Annotated in this window: 14 protein-coding genes; 8 read left to right on the forward strand and 6 right to left on the reverse strand. The window is 62.3% G+C overall.

The window, feature by feature from the left end; translation table 11 throughout:
• The first annotated feature begins 194 nt into the window (after positions 1 to 194).
• From IPK09_15035 to IPK09_15060, 6 genes are all read left to right on the forward strand, one after another.
• A complete protein-coding gene (locus IPK09_15035; protein MBK7984913.1) occupies positions 195 to 548 on the forward strand; it encodes a hypothetical protein in 354 nt (117 codons plus the stop codon).
• Between the two features lie 30 nt (positions 549 to 578).
• Positions 579 to 1,004 carry a phage holin family protein gene (locus IPK09_15040; GenBank protein MBK7984914.1) on the forward strand — a complete coding sequence of 142 codons (426 nt, stop codon included), beginning with the start codon at positions 579 to 581 and terminating at the stop codon, positions 1,002 to 1,004.
• Positions 1,004 to 1,423 (forward strand): hypothetical protein, encoded by a 420-nt coding sequence (locus IPK09_15045; GenBank protein MBK7984915.1) that lies wholly within the window; start codon positions 1,004 to 1,006, stop codon positions 1,421 to 1,423. Before IPK09_15040 ends, IPK09_15045 begins: the two co-directional genes overlap by 1 nt.
• Before the next feature lie 254 nt (positions 1,424 to 1,677).
• Entirely contained in the window at positions 1,678 to 4,242 is a 2,565-nt protein-coding gene (locus IPK09_15050; protein MBK7984916.1) for a response regulator, read from the forward strand.
• A 24-nt stretch (positions 4,243 to 4,266) separates the two neighbouring features.
• Positions 4,267 to 4,635, forward strand: a complete 369-nt coding sequence (locus tag IPK09_15055) for a response regulator (protein MBK7984917.1) — start codon at positions 4,267 to 4,269, stop codon at positions 4,633 to 4,635.
• A 63-nt stretch (positions 4,636 to 4,698) separates the two neighbouring features.
• Positions 4,699 to 6,591: an AI-2E family transporter gene (locus IPK09_15060; GenBank protein MBK7984918.1), complete on the forward strand. Its 1,893-nt coding sequence runs from the start codon at positions 4,699 to 4,701 to the stop codon at positions 6,589 to 6,591.
• A gap of 189 nt (positions 6,592 to 6,780) precedes the next feature.
• Here IPK09_15060 and IPK09_15065 read toward each other — a convergent pair whose 3' ends face one another.
• The 4 genes from IPK09_15065 to IPK09_15080 all read right to left on the reverse strand — a co-directional run bounded on the left by IPK09_15065 (position 6,781) and on the right by IPK09_15080 (position 9,746).
• A complete protein-coding gene (locus IPK09_15065) occupies positions 6,781 to 7,032 on the reverse strand; it encodes a GlsB/YeaQ/YmgE family stress response membrane protein (protein ID MBK7984919.1) in 252 nt (83 codons plus the stop codon).
• Positions 7,033 to 7,177: 145 nt separating this feature from the next.
• A complete protein-coding gene (locus tag IPK09_15070) occupies positions 7,178 to 8,287 on the reverse strand; it encodes a hypothetical protein (GenBank protein ID MBK7984920.1) in 1,110 nt (369 codons plus the stop codon).
• Between the two features lie 458 nt (positions 8,288 to 8,745).
• Positions 8,746 to 9,549 carry a response regulator transcription factor gene (locus IPK09_15075; GenBank protein ID MBK7984921.1) on the reverse strand — a complete coding sequence of 268 codons (804 nt, stop codon included), beginning with the start codon at positions 9,547 to 9,549 and terminating at the stop codon, positions 8,746 to 8,748.
• Positions 9,546 to 9,746, reverse strand: coding sequence for a hypothetical protein (locus IPK09_15080; protein MBK7984922.1), 201 nt, complete (start codon positions 9,744 to 9,746; stop codon positions 9,546 to 9,548). The genes IPK09_15075 and IPK09_15080 overlap by 4 nt, the downstream gene beginning before the upstream one ends.
• 189 nt (positions 9,747 to 9,935) lie before the next feature.
• Between IPK09_15080 and IPK09_15085 the strand changes: the two genes are divergently transcribed.
• Positions 9,936 to 11,762: a hypothetical protein gene (locus tag IPK09_15085; protein MBK7984923.1), complete on the forward strand. Its 1,827-nt coding sequence runs from the start codon at positions 9,936 to 9,938 to the stop codon at positions 11,760 to 11,762.
• A gap of 276 nt (positions 11,763 to 12,038) precedes the next feature.
• Here IPK09_15085 and IPK09_15090 read toward each other — a convergent pair whose 3' ends face one another.
• Together IPK09_15090 and IPK09_15095 are read right to left on the reverse strand one after the other, a co-directional pair.
• Positions 12,039 to 13,034, reverse strand: a complete 996-nt coding sequence (locus tag IPK09_15090; protein MBK7984924.1) for an aldo/keto reductase — start codon at positions 13,032 to 13,034, stop codon at positions 12,039 to 12,041.
• 22 nt (positions 13,035 to 13,056) lie between these two features.
• Positions 13,057 to 14,112: an NAD(P)-dependent alcohol dehydrogenase gene (locus IPK09_15095; protein MBK7984925.1), complete on the reverse strand. Its 1,056-nt coding sequence runs from the start codon at positions 14,110 to 14,112 to the stop codon at positions 13,057 to 13,059.
• Positions 14,113 to 14,345: 233 nt separating this feature from the next.
• On the opposite strand from IPK09_15095, the gene IPK09_15100 reads away from it, so the two are divergent.
• Entirely contained in the window at positions 14,346 to 15,497 is a 1,152-nt protein-coding gene (locus IPK09_15100; protein ID MBK7984926.1) for an HPP family protein, read from the forward strand.
• The last annotated feature ends 81 nt before the right edge of the window (positions 15,498 to 15,578 follow it).

Here is a 15,578-nt window from a genome sequence, read left to right on the forward strand (position 1 = left end):
AGCGCGACCGCGTTGGAAGCGTTTGCTCGATCCTGCGATTTAGCTTTTTAACCACCAGTGATGGGGGTTATCATTTGCTGAGCACACTAGATGAAGTAAGCTAAAATATTAATGCCACAGAGCCAACTTTTTCTGATTTGTATTTCCTAATGCCTAGAATCCAAAAGTGGCTCAATCTCAACCAGGAGAGTGCAATGGAAGTAACCAGATACGATGTCAATGAAAAGGTTGATCGTGTCGCGTCCGGAGCTCATGAAGCCGTTGACAAGGCGGCGGGCGTGGCCGCGCAGGTGGCGGGCAGAGCCGTCGATATGGCCCAGCAGGCGGCGGAGAAGGCGTCCGATGTAGCCTCCAGGACGGCGGAGAAGGCGTCCGAGGTGGCCGCCCAAGTCGCGGAAACCGTCAGTGAGAAAAAGAAAGAACTTAAAGACGTGCAAGAAGACCTGACCGAGACGGTTCGGGTCTATGTCCATCAAAATCCGGTCAAGGCCTTGGCCATCGCCGCCGTTGGGGGCTTTGTGCTGAGCCGGCTGCTGCGATCTCACTGATCGCGCTCAACTGTGGACCGGTTTACTACCGTGAGTGAATCTATCGGATCGCGCGCCTCCGCCATCGCCTCGGAAACGTACTCGGGGATGTTGGCGGAGGTGCGGTCATTCGTCGATCAGTTCCGCGGGATCGCCTACGATCATGTCCGGCTCGCCAGTCTGGAAGCCAAGCAGGCGGGCGTCAGCGTGGCCACCATGCTCGTCCTCGGCGCGCTCGCGGCGATTTTACTGCTGAGCGCGTGGCTGGGCTTGATGGGGACCGTCGTGCTGTTCGTGGTCGAACGGGGTCTGCTGGCGGGCAGCACAGCCCTGGGGTTGGCGGTCGGCGTCAATCTAGTTATTGCCTTGATCCTTTTGATCCTCATCTACCGCCAGCTCGGCCGGCTGAAATTTCCCGCGACAGCGCGCAGCCTTAAAAGCCTGCTTTCAGACCCGCCCAATGCGGAGGATGCGTGATGGCAAACAAAGAACCGCTGGCCTATGAAGACCGCCGGTCGCTGGCCGAAAAAATCGCCGATACTGAAAACCGCATCTTGGAGCGGCGGCGCTTGCTGGTGGCGCGCCGGACATTCGTGGCCCAGCGCGTCCGCGAGCAAGTGACCTCTCCCGCGATATTGTTGTTGGCGGGTGGCGTCGGCTTTATCGTGGGCGAGCTGACGCGGAGCAAGCAGCAAGCATCTTCGGACCAAAAAGCCACGCCGATGGCCTCGCCATTGCTACAGGTGGTTGGTAACATCGTGGAGTTGGTGCGCCCCATTTTCCTTGCTGAAGTTGGCAAGATCATGCAGGCGTTCTCCTCGGGAGCGTCCATCCAAGTCGCCGATCAATTGGCCCGACTTTTCAACAAGCCTGCCGATCATTCCGAGAACGCCTGACGGTATTCTGGCTCTCGTCGGCCTTATGGCTGAGGGAGGCAGGATACCGCCTGTCCCGCTCCGAGCGATGGAGAGTGCTCGGAGCGGGACAGGCCGGTTGGCGCGTGCGGCCGTCAGCGCGCGCTGGTCGGGGCTGAGCTCGATCTCCACACCGACGCCACTTGGAAAGACGCCGCCAGGGAGCAATCTCAGTTCATGCGGAACGCCTATGAGGTTTTGAGAATGAAAACGAACGTATTGCAAGACGGCATGACATGATAAACCGCGCCGCCGCCTCGCCGGCGATCCGCTATTTTCTGCTGACGCTAACCGCGCTGTCTCTGGCCGGCATCGCCTGGAGCCTCTATACGGTGCTGGCCAATCAAACGCGGATCTCCTGGCAGACCACGCTGCAAGTGACCGCCGAGCGCTATACCTCAGCGTTAAAAGATGTGGAGACCGGGCAGCGCGGCTACACCATCGTCGGCAACGAAGATTTTATGGCTCCGTACTATCAGGCCAAAGCCACATTGGACGGTTATACCACCGCGCTGACGGAAGCTGCGGCCAATGCCGGCATGTCCGAGGAAATTCCGTCCCGCATGATCGTCCAAGGGCAAACCGTTCTTAAATTCGCCGAAACGACCATCGCCGCCCGCAAGCGTTCCTTTGCCGAGGCTCAAGCCTTGGTGGAAACCCGCATCGGCAAGAACGCCATGGACAAGGTGCGCCAGGATCTGCTCCTCGTGCAGGTTTGGACGCAGCGAATGAGCGATCTCATCCGCGAACAGAACCGCCGCGTCCAGGTTCCAATCATCATTGCCTCGCTGTTAGCCCTGGCGCTGACCATCTGGCTGTTCGTGTACTTCGCGGCTAGGGCGAAGCGGGCCACGATTCACGCCCGTTCGCTGATGGCCGATGTCATCGAGCGCGCGCCGGTCGGCTTGGCGCTGCTCGACAAAGATCTTCATATCAGTCAGGCCAACAAGGCCTTTGCCAAGATGGTGACCGAAAACGGCTCGATGAAAGCCGGCCAAGCGCTGGTGACGGCGGCGCCCCAGATCGAAGGCTATCTGCGCCCGCGCATTCAAAGGGCCGTTACCGAACGCTTCCGCTTCAAGGACGAAGGCGCGGAGCAAACGCTCGATTTGGCGTTTGACGACAAAGCGAGCTATTTAAAGGCCGACGTGTTTCCGGTGACGCTGATCGGCGACGAAGGCGCTCAAAGCCCCGGCGTCGGGGTCGTGCTCAACGACGTGACGCGCCAGCGAGCCTCGGAGCGCGAACTTGAAATCGCTCGGGACGCCGCCGAATCCGCCAATCGAGCCAAATCGACCTTCATCGCCAACATGAGTCACGAGTTGCGAACGCCGCTGACCGCGGTGCTCGGCTATTGCGAGTTGATCGAGGAAGATCTGCGCGACCTCGGGCAGGAGGCGATACTGGCCGACCTCAACAAAATCAATTCCAACGCCCGGCATCTGTTGGGGCTGATCAATGACGTGCTCGATCTCTCCAAGATCGAAGCGCAGAAGATGGACGTACACGCCATCGAATTCACCCTCGGCACCCTGCTGGCGGAGCTTGAAGCAGCGACCGGCAGCCTGATCGCCAAAAACAACAACACGCTATCGCTGAGCGCCGATGCGCCGGACACCGTGCTGATGACCGACGATCTGAAGGTCAAACAGATTTTGCTCAACCTGATCGGCAACGCCGCCAAATTCACGACCGACGGCCAGATCAGCGTTCATGCCGCGCAGATCGAGCAAGACGGCGCGCCGCACATCCGTTTCACCGTCAAGGACACCGGCATCGGCATGTCGCAAGAGCAACTGGCCAATTTGTTTCAGCGTTTTGCCCAAGCCGATGCGACCACGACCCGCAAATACGGCGGCACCGGCCTGGGCCTGGCCCTGACGCGGGCGCTGTCCACCATGCTCGGCGGTCGGATCGATGTGGAAAGCGCCGAGGGCGAAGGGACGACCTTTACCGTGACCGTTCCCACCCGTTACGAGAAGAAAGTGGTGAACGCTGAAACGGGTCAGGAAATCGCGCCCGAGGAGCAACCCGAGTCGGGCGATGCGCCGAAACGCAAGGTGCCGAGCGTGCTGGTGGTCGACGACGATCCCTCGGCGCGCGAGCTGCTCAGCCGCAATCTGGAGCGCGAGGGCTTTGCGGTCACCACCGCATCTAGCGGCACGGAGGCGCTGGCAATGATCAAAGGCAGCAAGCCGCTCGCCGTGCTGCTCGATGTCATGATGCCGGGACTCGATGGCTGGCATGTGCTGCGAGCCATCCGCGAAAACTCGGAGACCAAGGACATTCCGGTGATCATGCAAACGGTGCTGGACGAGCGAAATTTCGCTTACGCGCTGGGGGCCAGCAGCTATCTCAAGAAGCCGGTGCACCGCAATGCCCTGGCGGAAGCCCTGCAAGCGCTCACCATCAACACGGCCGGTCATGAGGTGCTGATCGTCGACGATGACGAAGCCGCCAACGAACGGTTGATGACGATGCTGCACCGCGACGGCTGGAATTGCCGGATGGCGCTGAACGGCGTCGAGGCCATGAAGGCGCTCGCCGAACACAAACCGGATTTGGTGCTGATCGATCTGATCATGCCGGAAATGGACGGCTATGCTTTTATCCGAGAGACGCGCAAAAATCCCGAGTACGACGACCTTCCGCTGGTGGTGATGACGGCGGAAGATGTACGATCCGACAAAGTTCGCAAGCTCAGTGGTGAAACCGCCGGAATCGTCCAGAAGGGTTCGATGCCGCTTGCCGATCTCGTAGCCGATCTGCGTCGCTTTGCGGATCAGGCCAAGACTAACTGACTCATCGATTGACGGAACCTGACAATGGCGAAAATCCTTCTGGTCGAAGACAGCGAACAAATCTGGGACTTCCTATCGCGGCGCCTGGAGCGGCGTGGCCACACCGTGGTGCTGGCCCACGACGGCGAACAGGGCGTCAACAGCGCCAAGGCGTCAGCTCCCGACATCATCCTGCTCGATATGAACCTGCCCGTGATGGACGGCTGGACGGCGGCCCGCGCCATCAAGGCCGACCCGCAAACCCAGAAAACCCCGATCATCGCCCTGACCGCGCACGCCATGGCCGGCGACCGGGAAAAGACGATCCAGGCCGGTTGCAACGACTATCATCCCAAACCGATCGATTTCGCCAAGCTGCTCGAACAGATCGACGCCTTGCTCAAGCCGGCATGAGCTTAACTCGCCGGCGCTCAGCCTAAGGCCCGCTTTGCGGGGCCGCTCTTAAGGGAGATTTTGTTGGACATCATCACCAACCGGCTGCTGCGGCAAGCCGTGCCGCTGTTCAATGTCATGGCCGGCGTGGTGCTGGTGATCGGCATCGCCACCATCCTGATGTTCGGCCAGAGCATCATCGCGCCCCTGGCGCTGGCCGTCCTGTTGAGTTTTGCCCTGACCCCCATCGTCACGTCGCTGGAGCGGGTCCGGTTGGGGCGCGGTCTGGCGGTGCTGTGCGCCATTCTGCTGGCCTTGACCATCATCGTCGGGATCGCCTATGTCGCCTATCGGCAGGTGATCGCGCTGGTCGGAGATCTTCCCTCCTACGAGCCGATCATTCGCCAGAAGATCTCAGGGCTGTCGCAGCAGATGGCCGGAAGCGGCGTGTGGAGCAACGCCGCCGATTCGCTGGGGCGAGTGCTGGCCGACCTCCAGAAAATAGGGGGTGAGGGCGGTAGCGCCGTCGCATCGAGCGTGCAGACCGTGCGCGTCGACGATCAGGATCATGGCTTCCAGGCTGTTTATCAATATCTTCTACCGGCGCTGCAACCGTTGGTTTCACTGTTGGTGGTGATGCTGATGTCGGCTTTCATGCTGGCCCAGCGTGAAGACCTGCGCAACCGGTTGATCCGTCTGGCCGGCGCCGAGGATATTCAGCAGACCACGGCGGCGTTCGACGATGCGGGGTTCCGCGTGGGCCGCCAGCTGTTGACCCAGCTCGCTCTCAACATGAGCCTGGGGTTGATCATGGGTACGGGGCTGTGGCTGATCGGTCTGCCCAGCCCGTTCCTGTGGGGCATCATTTACGGGTTGTTGAATTTCGTGCCGTATATCGGCCTGGTCGGGCTGGTGCCGCCGCTGTTTGTGGCTTTTGCCACCGACCCCGGCTGGGGAAGTTTCCTATGGACGGCCGGGCTGTTCGCAATCATCGAGCCGGTGAGCACCAATATCGTCGAGCCGATGCTCTACGGGCGCACCTCCGGCCTGTCGCCGGTGAGCATCGTCATCGCGGCGATGGTGTGGGCGTTTGTCTGGGGTCCGATCGGTCTGGTGCTATCGACCCCGCTGACCATCTGCCTGGTGGTGGTCGGCCGCCATATCCCGCGCTTGCAGTTCCTGGATATTCTGCTCGGCGACCGGCCGGCGCTGGAACCGCAAGAAATCTTCTATCAACGAATGCTGGCGGGCGACCCGCGCGAAGCCGAAACGCAAGCGCGGGAGTTTCTCAAAGGCCGCGGCCTTTCGACTTATTATGACGAGATCGCCCTAGAGGCCATCCGCCGCGCCCATCTGGACATCGTGCGCAGCTCCGTGACCGGCGACCGGTTGGCGGTGCTCGCCTCATCGACGGAAGCGCTGGTCGATTCACTCGATGACGTGCAGCCGCTGGCGCGCGGCCGCAGCAGCCGCACGTTGACCGCGGAAGCGGAAGCGGCGTTGGATACGGTGCGGCCCGACCGCGAGATCGAAAAAGTGGTGTTCGCGCGGGACGATCTCGCCGAGGGCTGGCGGAGCGAGCAGCCCATCGCCATTCTGTACGGCAATCACCCCTTGGATGGCGCGGCGGCGAAGATGTTGCAGCAAGTGTTCACGAAGCACGGGCTTGCGGCGCGGAGTTTGTCGCTGGCGCAGGCCGCTGAGGCGACGGCGGGGCAAGCCGAGGGGGTGGCGCTGGTCTGCTTGTCCTTCATCGAGCCGCTGAGCACGTTGCATCTGCGCGCTTTCTCGCGGCAGGTCAAGCGCCGCGCGCCGCGGGCTCAGGTGATGCTGTGCATCTGGCAAAAGACCGACGCCGCGTTGGTCAAGGACTGGCGTCGCAAGCTGCGGGTGGACCGTTTGGTGACCACCACCGCCGATGCGCTTGATGCGGCGGCCGGTATGGCGACCGCGCCGCATGACAAGGCCAGTCACTGAGTGGGAACTCTGGCAAAAAAGCCCGAGCGAACCCAAGATTCATCGGCGGATAAAAAGCGCTAGAGGCTGCGCCAGCAGCCCCTAGCGTGTTGCTTCAACGTGAATAAAGGCCTAAAAAACCGTCAGGGGCTCCTTAGATAGCAACAGCTCGGGAAAAATTTCCAAGAAACGCGGTGGCTTGAAGAGAAATCAAGCTCTTTTGATCAAGCCGATCAAGAACAGCAACACGACCGCGCCGACTGTGGCTGTGATAATCGATCCGATTATTCCGTACGAATTGAGCCCTAACAGGCCAAAAAGGAAACCGCCCACCATCGCACCGACAATACCGACGATGATGTTGCCCACCAGACCAAAACCACCGCCTTTGATGATCTGGCCCGCCAACCAGCCAGCGACCGCGCCAATCAACAGAAAAATGAGCAAGCTCGTAATTTCCATGGTTAAAATCCTCGATAGGGCTGTAAAACGGGTTGCAACGAGAACGCTCTCAAACTTGAAGCTTTCCCCTGTATTCACGGGTCGTCACGCTGTCGCCCGCGCGCTGTACGGCGGGTTGACAGCGTGACGAATTCAGCGTCAGCAGTTAGCGGCCGTCGCCGTCGGCATCGCCCGGCAGGGCGTGTTCGATGTGATGCCAAGCGTCGCGCGCGGCGGTTTTGGCCTGTTCCCAGGTCAAGCGCGACTTACCCTTGATGCGCTCCCACTCGACCGCGAGTTCGCGCTCGCTGGCGTCGAACGCGCCTTTCAACCGGTTGCGCGCGTCGTAACCCAACCGATAGGCGGGTGCGTAGTCGTCGTCATAGGTGTAGCCGCGCACGTAGTCGGGACGGTTTGCATAAGCGCCGCGCCAATACGCATCTTCGGCGGCGGGATTGACCAGTTGGCCCGCGCCCTTGCCGGCCAGACCGCCGGCCGCCACACCGACGGCCGCGCCCACCGCCATGCCGACCGGACCGCCGACCGCGCCCAGCGCCGCGCCCGCGGCCGCGCCCGCGCCGGCTCCGACGCCGGTGGCGAGGTTGTGATCGCTACGATCGTCGGCCGCCTTGGGATTGACGACTTCGCCCGCGCCCTTACCGGCCAGACCGCCGGCCGCCGCGCCGATGGCCGCGCCCACCGCCGCGCCGACCGGACCGGCTACCGAGCCGACGGCCGCGCCGGCTAACGCACCGCCGGTCGCCCCGGCGCCCGTGGCGACCGGATGCTCGCCAACGGTTTCGTCCACCGCGTCCGCGAAGCGATCCCACGCATCGCGCGCGGCGAGCTTGGCTTGTTCCCAGGTCAGACGGGATTTCCCCTTGACGCGCTCCCACTCGGCGGCGAGTTCACGCTCGCTGGCGTCGAACGCGCCTTGATACCGGCCGCGTCCTTCGTAGCCGAGACGGTAGGCGGGGGCGTAGTCATCTTCATAGCTATAGCCGGTCTGGTAGCCGGGACGGGTCGCATAAGCACCGCGCCAGTAGGTCTCTTCGTCATCGATAGTCGGGTTGACCGCCTCGGCGGCGCCCTTGCCGGCCAGTCCGCCGACCACCGCGCCGACCACCGCGCCGATGGCGGTGCCGATGGGACCGGCCACCGAACCGACGGTCGCTCCCGCCACCGCGCCGCCCGCGGCCCCGACGCCCGTGCCTACCGGATGGGCCCCGGCTTCGCCGCTGATCGGGTCTTCGTTACGAGGGTTATTGTCGATCATGAGAACCTCCTAAAGTGAGAACAGTGAGTGATATGAGAAATCCAACCCTTCTTCCACGCGTCTCGGCCTGGGTTTCGAGCGGCCTTGACGATGTTGATGGGGCAAATGGTAGGGATGGCCGGTCAGCCATCCCAGTGTCGAAAGGCATGTCATGGTCACGACTTCATCCTGTGACGAAGGTCACTCGGTGGATTCTTTCAGGACGGTAGTCGGGGGCTTTGGAGCTACGTCCATACTGCTGAGGTGGAGGGTGGCGCGTTCGCCACGAACGGCGCTTGAAACCAGGGGAGAGGACGCAGTGCGGCCAGTATCGGCCGGCGTTTTGCGGAGGTGGAAGCCCCTACGGAGGAGGCTTGAACGGCCACCGTCCATCGCGGCGAGCGGGAACAGTCGAAATCGGCGCGGACGCAAGGAACCTGTAAAAGGCCCCAGCTCGCAATGACTCAAGCTGGCAGGCGTCAACCGCGCCGTTTGGTGGCGTGCAGCGCTAGCTCGGTGCGGCTGCGGGCGTGCAGCTTGTCCATAATTCGGCTTACGTAATTCTTGACGGTGCCTTCCGCCAAGAAAATTTCGGCGGCGATTTGCTTGTTGCTCTTACCTTCGGCGAGCAGATCGAGAATGCGTTCTTCTTTGTCCGTCAGCGGATCAACCTCAGCCAGCGGCGTGGTTCCCGATGGCGCGACGGTGGCTTTCGACGCAGGCGCTGTCAGCGGAGCGGCTTGCGATGGAGGGGTGACGCTGGCGGCCTTCGAGAAGCCCGCGCCATTTGCCGGCGCGGCGCCCGTTTTCGCGGGTTGGCCGGCAAAGCTGCGAAACTGATCCATCACCTTGCGGGCGATGGTCGGCGACAGGCGCGACTCGCCGCGTCGGACCGCCCACAGCGTCTCCAGCACCTCCGCCTCGGATGCATCTTTCAGCAAGTATGCTTGCGCGCCCGCGCAAATCGCCTCGAACACCAAATCGTCGTAGTCGTAAGTCGTCAGCACCACCACTCGGGTCGCGGGCAGCTTGGCGGTGATTTCGCGGGTGGCGACGATCCCGCTGGCGCGCGGCATCTGCAAATCCATCACCACGATATCCGGTTGGGTGGCCAAGGCTTTTTCGATAGCTTCCAGGCCATCGGCCGCTTGGCCCACGACCTCGATATCGGGTTCGGCCGCCAGCATCATCCCCAGCCCGCGCCGGATCAGCGGTTGGTCGTCGACGATCAACAGCCGCAGGAGGCAGGAATCGGGAGCTCCAGCACCGGAGGTTGCCATCATTCGGCTTGCTCGGAGGGCGGTAAAACGGCGGATTGCTGGGGCAAAACCGATTTTTTCAAACACGCGTGCATTTCACCCACCAAGCGGGAAGGCAAGCGAGCGGTGAAAAAACGCAGCACGGCCTTGACCGCCAAGGCCGCTTGCGCAGGCGGCAACTTGGCTGTGCGAGCCACCTCCTGGGTCAATTCATCTATCATGGTCGCACCTGTTTTGATCAAAGCGCTGGTTTTTGAAGGCCAAGTCAAAATGCATAGTGATGGTGATTATTAGCTTGAAGACACCCGTTCGGCCAGTACAGTGGCAAAAGGCATGTCATGGTGGCGATTTGATATGACGAAGGTCACTCTTTTCGCTTTCCGCCCAGCTTGCGGGTGACGGGTCGATTCATGAACCTCCTCATCCAGCATTTCAACCCGCACCGGTATTTGGCCGCCGCCATCGGCTGGGCCGTGTTCGCCATCATTTTAGCAGCGGCGCTGCTGGGTGCGAATTTAGCCGCCAGGGAAGCCTCAGAGCGCGCGCGCGCCGACGCCGAACGCCTGCTGGCCCAGTTCGCCACCCAAATCCGTCACGCCCTCGACACGAGCCTGGAAAACCGTCAGTCGATCCTTCGGGTAACCGCCGCCCAGATCGTCGCCGATTACGATAATGGGCCGGATGATTTACACCGCCGCCATCTGGAGGCGGTGCGGGCGCAATTTCCAGAATTCGTCTGGCTCGGGGTGGCGGACGAGCGGGGCCAGGTCGTGACGACCGTCGGCAAGAGCATACAGGATGAGAATGTCGCCGCGCGTTTCTGGTTTCAAAAAGGCCGTCAGGGTCCGTTTCTCGGCAGCGCCCGCGATGTTCCCTTGCTCGATGAGGATTTACCCTCTTTGGCCCTGAAGGATTGGATGCCGGGCTTCGTGGTGGCCGTGCCGATCGTGCGGCCTTCGGGCGAGCGAGTCGGCGTCCTTGGAGCGCGATTGTCGTGGGAGTGGATCGAGCGTCAGGAAAGTAATCTGCTGAGCCAGTTGGAGACGCGCCGCCCGCTCGATGTCCTGCTGGCCACCGCCGACAAGATGGTGGTGCTAGGCCCGCAACGCTGGCTCGGCCGCACGCTGACCGCCGACTCCGATCTCAGCGAGGCCGGCCGCTATGTGGTGTGCCATAACATCGTGCCCCCGGAACAACAGAAGGGTTTCGGGTGGGTGGTGATCCTGCGCCAGGATGCCGATATCGCCTTGGCGCGCGCCAAGCTGGCGCGCCGCACGGTATTTTGGGTCGTGCTGTTGGCGGGTTTGGTCTCCGCGATCGTGGCCGTTCTGGTAACGCGCGCGCTCACGCTGCGCCTGGGCGTGCTGGCCGCGCAAGCCGAAGCGGTCCGCCAGGGCGTGCAGGAAACCCTGTCAGTACCGACCGGGACCGACGAAATCGGCCGCATCGGGACAACGCTCACCGCATTGGTGGGCCATCTCCAGCAAGAAAAGCGCGCGCTGGCGAACTTGAACGCCGAATTGGACGCCCGCGTGGCCGAACGGACCGTCCGTATCGAACGGCTGGCCGACGAAGCGCGCCACGCCGCGATCACGCGCGAACGGCTGCGGCTAGCGCGCGAACTGCACGACACGCTGGCGCATTCGCTGATGGCGTTGTTGACGCAGATTCGCCTGATTCGCAAGCTGCACGAGCGCCTCGCTCCCGCCGAGCTGGAAGCGGAGCTGGCGCGGGCCGAGGAGGTGGCCGCCAGCGGCTTGACCGGCGCGCGGGCCGCGATCACTCAAATGCGCCACAACAGCGTGCGCGATGAAGGTCTCGGTGCGGCCTTGCAGCGATTGCTGGGCCGTTTCCGGGAGCGCTCCGGCGTGGAAACCGTGTGGCACGCCGATCTCCAAGCCGCCGGCTTGGCCGACGAACGGGCGGAAACGGTGTTCCGCATCATCGAAGAGGCGCTGAACAACGTCGGGCGGCACGCCAGCGCTCAAACGGTGCACCTCAGCTTACGGTGGATCGAATCACCTTCCACCGCACCGTCGGACTGGAACTATGACGATCTGGCGCGCGTGCGCATTGAGATCGCCGACGATGGGGTGGGTTTCGATCCGGCGCAACCGTGTCCGGGACACTACGGCCTGCGCGGCATCCGCGAGCAGGCGGAGTTGATTAAGGCGCGCTTCGAACTCCACAGTCAGTTTGACGCCGGTACCCGGATCGTTTTGGAGTTCGATGCCTAAACGACGGACCACGCCACAGTAAACCGCCGCCGCCAAGCCGCCGAGCGGCCAAAACAGCAACATCGGCCCCAGATGCAAACCCAACGTAGCCAGCGGCAGGCTGTGTTCGCCTCGCCATCGCGAACACCATCGCCGGCGTGGCCGCCAGATGCCGGGCGGGGTCGCCTCGCCCAGCTCGCTGCTCGCTCCGGTGATGGCCACCATTTATCCCGCGATGTTATGGCGCATCTTTGTAAGCTCCCGCTGGCGATATCGACTTGAAAAGCGACAAGCGGTTTAGCGATCCACCATCGACATGACGGTCGGGTTGTAGCGCGGCCCGGACACCTTCCCCGGCGCGAGTGCCTCGTCGAGCGCGCCCATCTGGGCCGCATCGAGCGAGATCGACGCGGCGGCGACATTCTCCTCCAGGTATTTGACGCGCTTGGTGCCGGGGATCGGCACGATGTCGGTTCCCTGGTGCAGCAGCCAGGCGATGGCGACCTGTCCCGACTTGACGCCGAGCGACCGAGCTATCTCTCGTACCGCCTCCGCCGCTCGCACATTGGCGTCGAAGTTCTCGCCCTGATAACGGGGATCGTTACGGCGGAAATCGCCTTGAGGGTACTCCTCCGCTCGCTTGACCTCACCGGTCAGGAAGCCGCGACCCAAGGGCGAAAACGGCACCAGACCGATGCCGAGCTCCCGCAGCACCGGGATAATATCCGCCTCCAGATTCCGCTCCCACAGCGAATATTCGCTCTGCAACGCGGAAACGGGATGGACGGCGTGAGCGCGCCGGATATTGGCGACGCCCGCTTCGGACAGGCCAAAAAAGCGCACCTTGCCAGCGGCGACCAGCTCGCCCACCACGCCCGCCACCTCTTCCATCGGCACCACCGGATCGACGCGATGCTGGTAGAGCAAGTCGATGCGGTCGGTCTGAAGCCGCCGCAGGGAGCCCTCGACCGCTTGGCGGATGTGCGCCGGTCGGCTGTCGCGCTCAATGCCCATCTGTTTGCCGTTCTCGATGCGAAAACCGAATTTGGTGGCCAGAATGACCTGGTCGCGCCGTCCCTTCAGCGCCCGACCCAGCAGTTCCTCGTTGGTGTAAGGGCCGTAGACCTCGGCCGTGTCGAGGAAAGTGCAGCCCAGTTCGATGGCGCGGTGAATGGTGGCGATGGATTCGGTCTCGTTGGCTGGGCCATAGAATTGGCTCATCCCCATGCAGCCGAGACCGAGCGCCGAGACTTCCAGCCCTTGTTGACCAAGCTTGCGTTTTTCCAGACTCATCATGCGGCTCCTAATGTCGCGATCAGCCCTTCAGCGAGGCCATGTCGATCACGAAGCGGTACTTCACATCGCTTTTGAGCATCCGCGCATAGGCGGCGTTGATGTCTTGCATCTCGATCGTTTCGATGTCGGAGGTGATGCCGTGCTGGCCGCAAAAATCGAGCATCTCCTGGGTTTCGGCGATGCCGCCGATGATGGAACCAGCCACCGATTTACGCCCCATGATCAACGGGATGGTGTTCAATAGCGGATCGAGATCGCCGAGATAGCCGACCAGCACCAGCGTGCCGTTCAGCGCCAGGGTGGGCAGATAAGGATTGAGGTCGTGGACATACGGCACGGTATCGATGATGAGATCGAAGCGATTCCTGGCCGCCTCCATTTGCTCGGCGTCGGTGGAGAGCACGATGCGGTCCGCGCCCAGACGGCGCGCATCCTGCTCCTTGCCTGGCGAGCGGGTGAACAGCGTGACCTCCGCCTGTAAGGCTTTGGCGAGTTTGAGCGCCATGTGGCCCAATCCGCCCAGGCCCACGACCGCCACTTTGCTACCCTTGCCGACTTTCCAGTGGCGTAGCGGCGACCAAGTGGTAATGCCGGCGCACAACAGCGGCGCGGCTCCGGCCAGATCCAGCCCGTCGGGGACTTTCAGCACGAATTTATCGGTGACGACAATCTTTTGGGAGTAACCGCCGAAGGTGGGCATCTGGTCGTGCGAATCGACGGCGTTATAGGTCAGGATCGGGAACGCCTCGCAATACTGCTCCAAGCCCTGTTCACATGCGGGACAGTGCTGGCAGGAATCGACCATGCAGCCGACACCGACCGTATCGCCCGCTTTGAAACGGGTGACATCCGCGCCGACGCTGACCACCCGGCCGATGATTTCATGACCGGGCACCACGGGGTAGGTCGTGTTCTTCCAATCGTTACGGGCGGTATGCAAATCGGAGTGACAGACGCCGCAGTAAAGAATCTCGATCGTCACATCGTTCGGGCGCGGCTCGCGGCGCTCGAAACGATAGGGCGCCAGGGGGTCCGTGGGGGAGTGTGTTGCGTAACCCAGTACCTGCATCGTCATCGCTTTTCTCCAGGGTGAATGACCTCTGAATCTCACCGTCGAACAGTGGACCTCGACCCTGATCGTTTCGTTCGGCCGGCGATCAATTGCCTAGTCAGTTTTTGGCTGGAAGCTTATGGGAGGTTCCGACCGGATTGGCTTGAACCCTATGTGGCCTAAAGGGCTGAAACAAGTCGGCCTACAGTGGCTACAATTGGTATTGAACAGTCGGCTTTCAAGGATTAAGCAACCAGATGCTCGCTTTATTCCAGCGTTATCTGCCCGATACTCCGCTGCCTCCGCTTCGGGAAGCGGCGCGGACTTCGGCGGCTATCGGTATGGCGATAGTGCTGACGGGTATTCTTTCCAGTTTGCTGGCGCCGAGGGCCTTGGCGCCGGTATTGGTGGCGTCGATGGGCGCTTCAGCGATTATTTTGCTCGCTTTGCCCACGAGTCCGCTGGCCCAGCCCTGGCCGTTGGTCGGTGGCCAGCTCATTAGTTTTGTCATCGGCATCAGCATGGCGCGCTGGATTCAATGGCCGCTGTTGGCTTGTGGCTTGGCCGTGCTGTTGACTGCTTTTGTCATGCTGCGTCTGCATTGCCTGCACCCGCCGGGCGGCGCCGCCGCGCTGATCCCTATTTTAGCCCACCCCGAAGCGCAGCACTTGAGTTATAGCTACTTGCTCGTGCCGGCGGCGGTCAACATTTTTGTCTTGTTGCTGGTGGCGTGGGGCTTTAATCGCTTGCTCGGTCGCCCCTACCCACAGCGTCCGCTCTCGTCGCCCAACCCGCACGGTACCGGCGATCCGTTGCCGAGCGCGCGCGCCGGCGTCCGGGAAGATGACGTGCTGACGGTGCTGGCGGAAGAGCCGGTGATGCCGGATATCGGCGCGGCGGAACTGCGGCGTTTGATGGCGCGGGCGGAGGATACCGCCATCCATCGAGTGTTCGGCGGACTGGATTGCGCCGCCGTGATGTCGCGCGACGTGGTGACGGTTTCCTCCCAGCAATGGGCAGGTGAAGCGTGGCGGTTGTTGCGCCAGCATAAGTTGCGAACGCTACCGGTGCTCGATCCGACCGGTCAACTGGTGGGCATGATCGCCTTGGTCGATTTTCTCAAGCGCATTCCGCTGGAGGGCTTGCAACAAGAGGCTCACACCTTGGCGGCTTGGCTGGCGGGGCGCTCGGGAAGGGAGCCGCTGGTCGAGGAGGTGATGACCCCTTCGGTGCAAACCGTCCGAAACGATCAATCGTTGCTGGAATTGGTGCCGCTGCTCGCCGATGCGGGTTTGCACCATCTGCCGGTGGTCGATGCCGGGGGCCGCTTGGTCGGGATGATTACCCAATCGGATCTGATCGCCGGCTTGCACTGGGAATTGACCCGAGGCGCGATGGAGCGGGCATAGAGGATGGCCGCCGGTGAGGACGGCGAGAAGGGCGGCGGCATCGACAGCGCAAGAGGCGTCTTCTAAGCTCAGGACAGAAGC

Source organism: Candidatus Competibacteraceae bacterium (assembly GCA_016713505.1).
Classification (GTDB): Bacteria; Pseudomonadota; Gammaproteobacteria; order Competibacterales; family Competibacteraceae; genus Competibacter_A.

Bases quoted from the DNA above. Each gene is read 5' to 3' on its own strand.
- IPK09_15075 (MBK7984921.1), bottom strand. From the start codon at position 9,549: ATGATGGCAACCTCCGGTGCTGGAGCTCCCGATTCCTGCCTCCTGCGG.
- IPK09_15045 (MBK7984915.1), top strand. From the start codon at position 1,004: ATGGCAAACAAAGAACCGCTGGCCTATGAAGACCGCCGGTCGCTGGCC.
- IPK09_15070 (MBK7984920.1), bottom strand. From the start codon at position 8,287: ATGATCGACAATAACCCTCGTAACGAAGACCCGATCAGCGGCGAAGCC.
- IPK09_15035 (MBK7984913.1), top strand. From the start codon at position 195: ATGGAAGTAACCAGATACGATGTCAATGAAAAGGTTGATCGTGTCGCG.
- IPK09_15085 (MBK7984923.1), top strand. From the start codon at position 9,936: ATGAACCTCCTCATCCAGCATTTCAACCCGCACCGGTATTTGGCCGCC.
- IPK09_15095 (MBK7984925.1), bottom strand. From the start codon at position 14,112: ATGACGATGCAGGTACTGGGTTACGCAACACACTCCCCCACGGACCCC.
- IPK09_15090 (MBK7984924.1), bottom strand. From the start codon at position 13,034: ATGAGTCTGGAAAAACGCAAGCTTGGTCAACAAGGGCTGGAAGTCTCG.
- IPK09_15065 (MBK7984919.1), bottom strand. From the start codon at position 7,032: ATGGAAATTACGAGCTTGCTCATTTTTCTGTTGATTGGCGCGGTCGCT.
- IPK09_15080 (MBK7984922.1), bottom strand. From the start codon at position 9,746: ATGATAGATGAATTGACCCAGGAGGTGGCTCGCACAGCCAAGTTGCCG.
- IPK09_15050 (MBK7984916.1), top strand. From the start codon at position 1,678: ATGATAAACCGCGCCGCCGCCTCGCCGGCGATCCGCTATTTTCTGCTG.
- IPK09_15055 (MBK7984917.1), top strand. From the start codon at position 4,267: ATGGCGAAAATCCTTCTGGTCGAAGACAGCGAACAAATCTGGGACTTC.
- IPK09_15100 (MBK7984926.1), top strand. From the start codon at position 14,346: ATGCTCGCTTTATTCCAGCGTTATCTGCCCGATACTCCGCTGCCTCCG.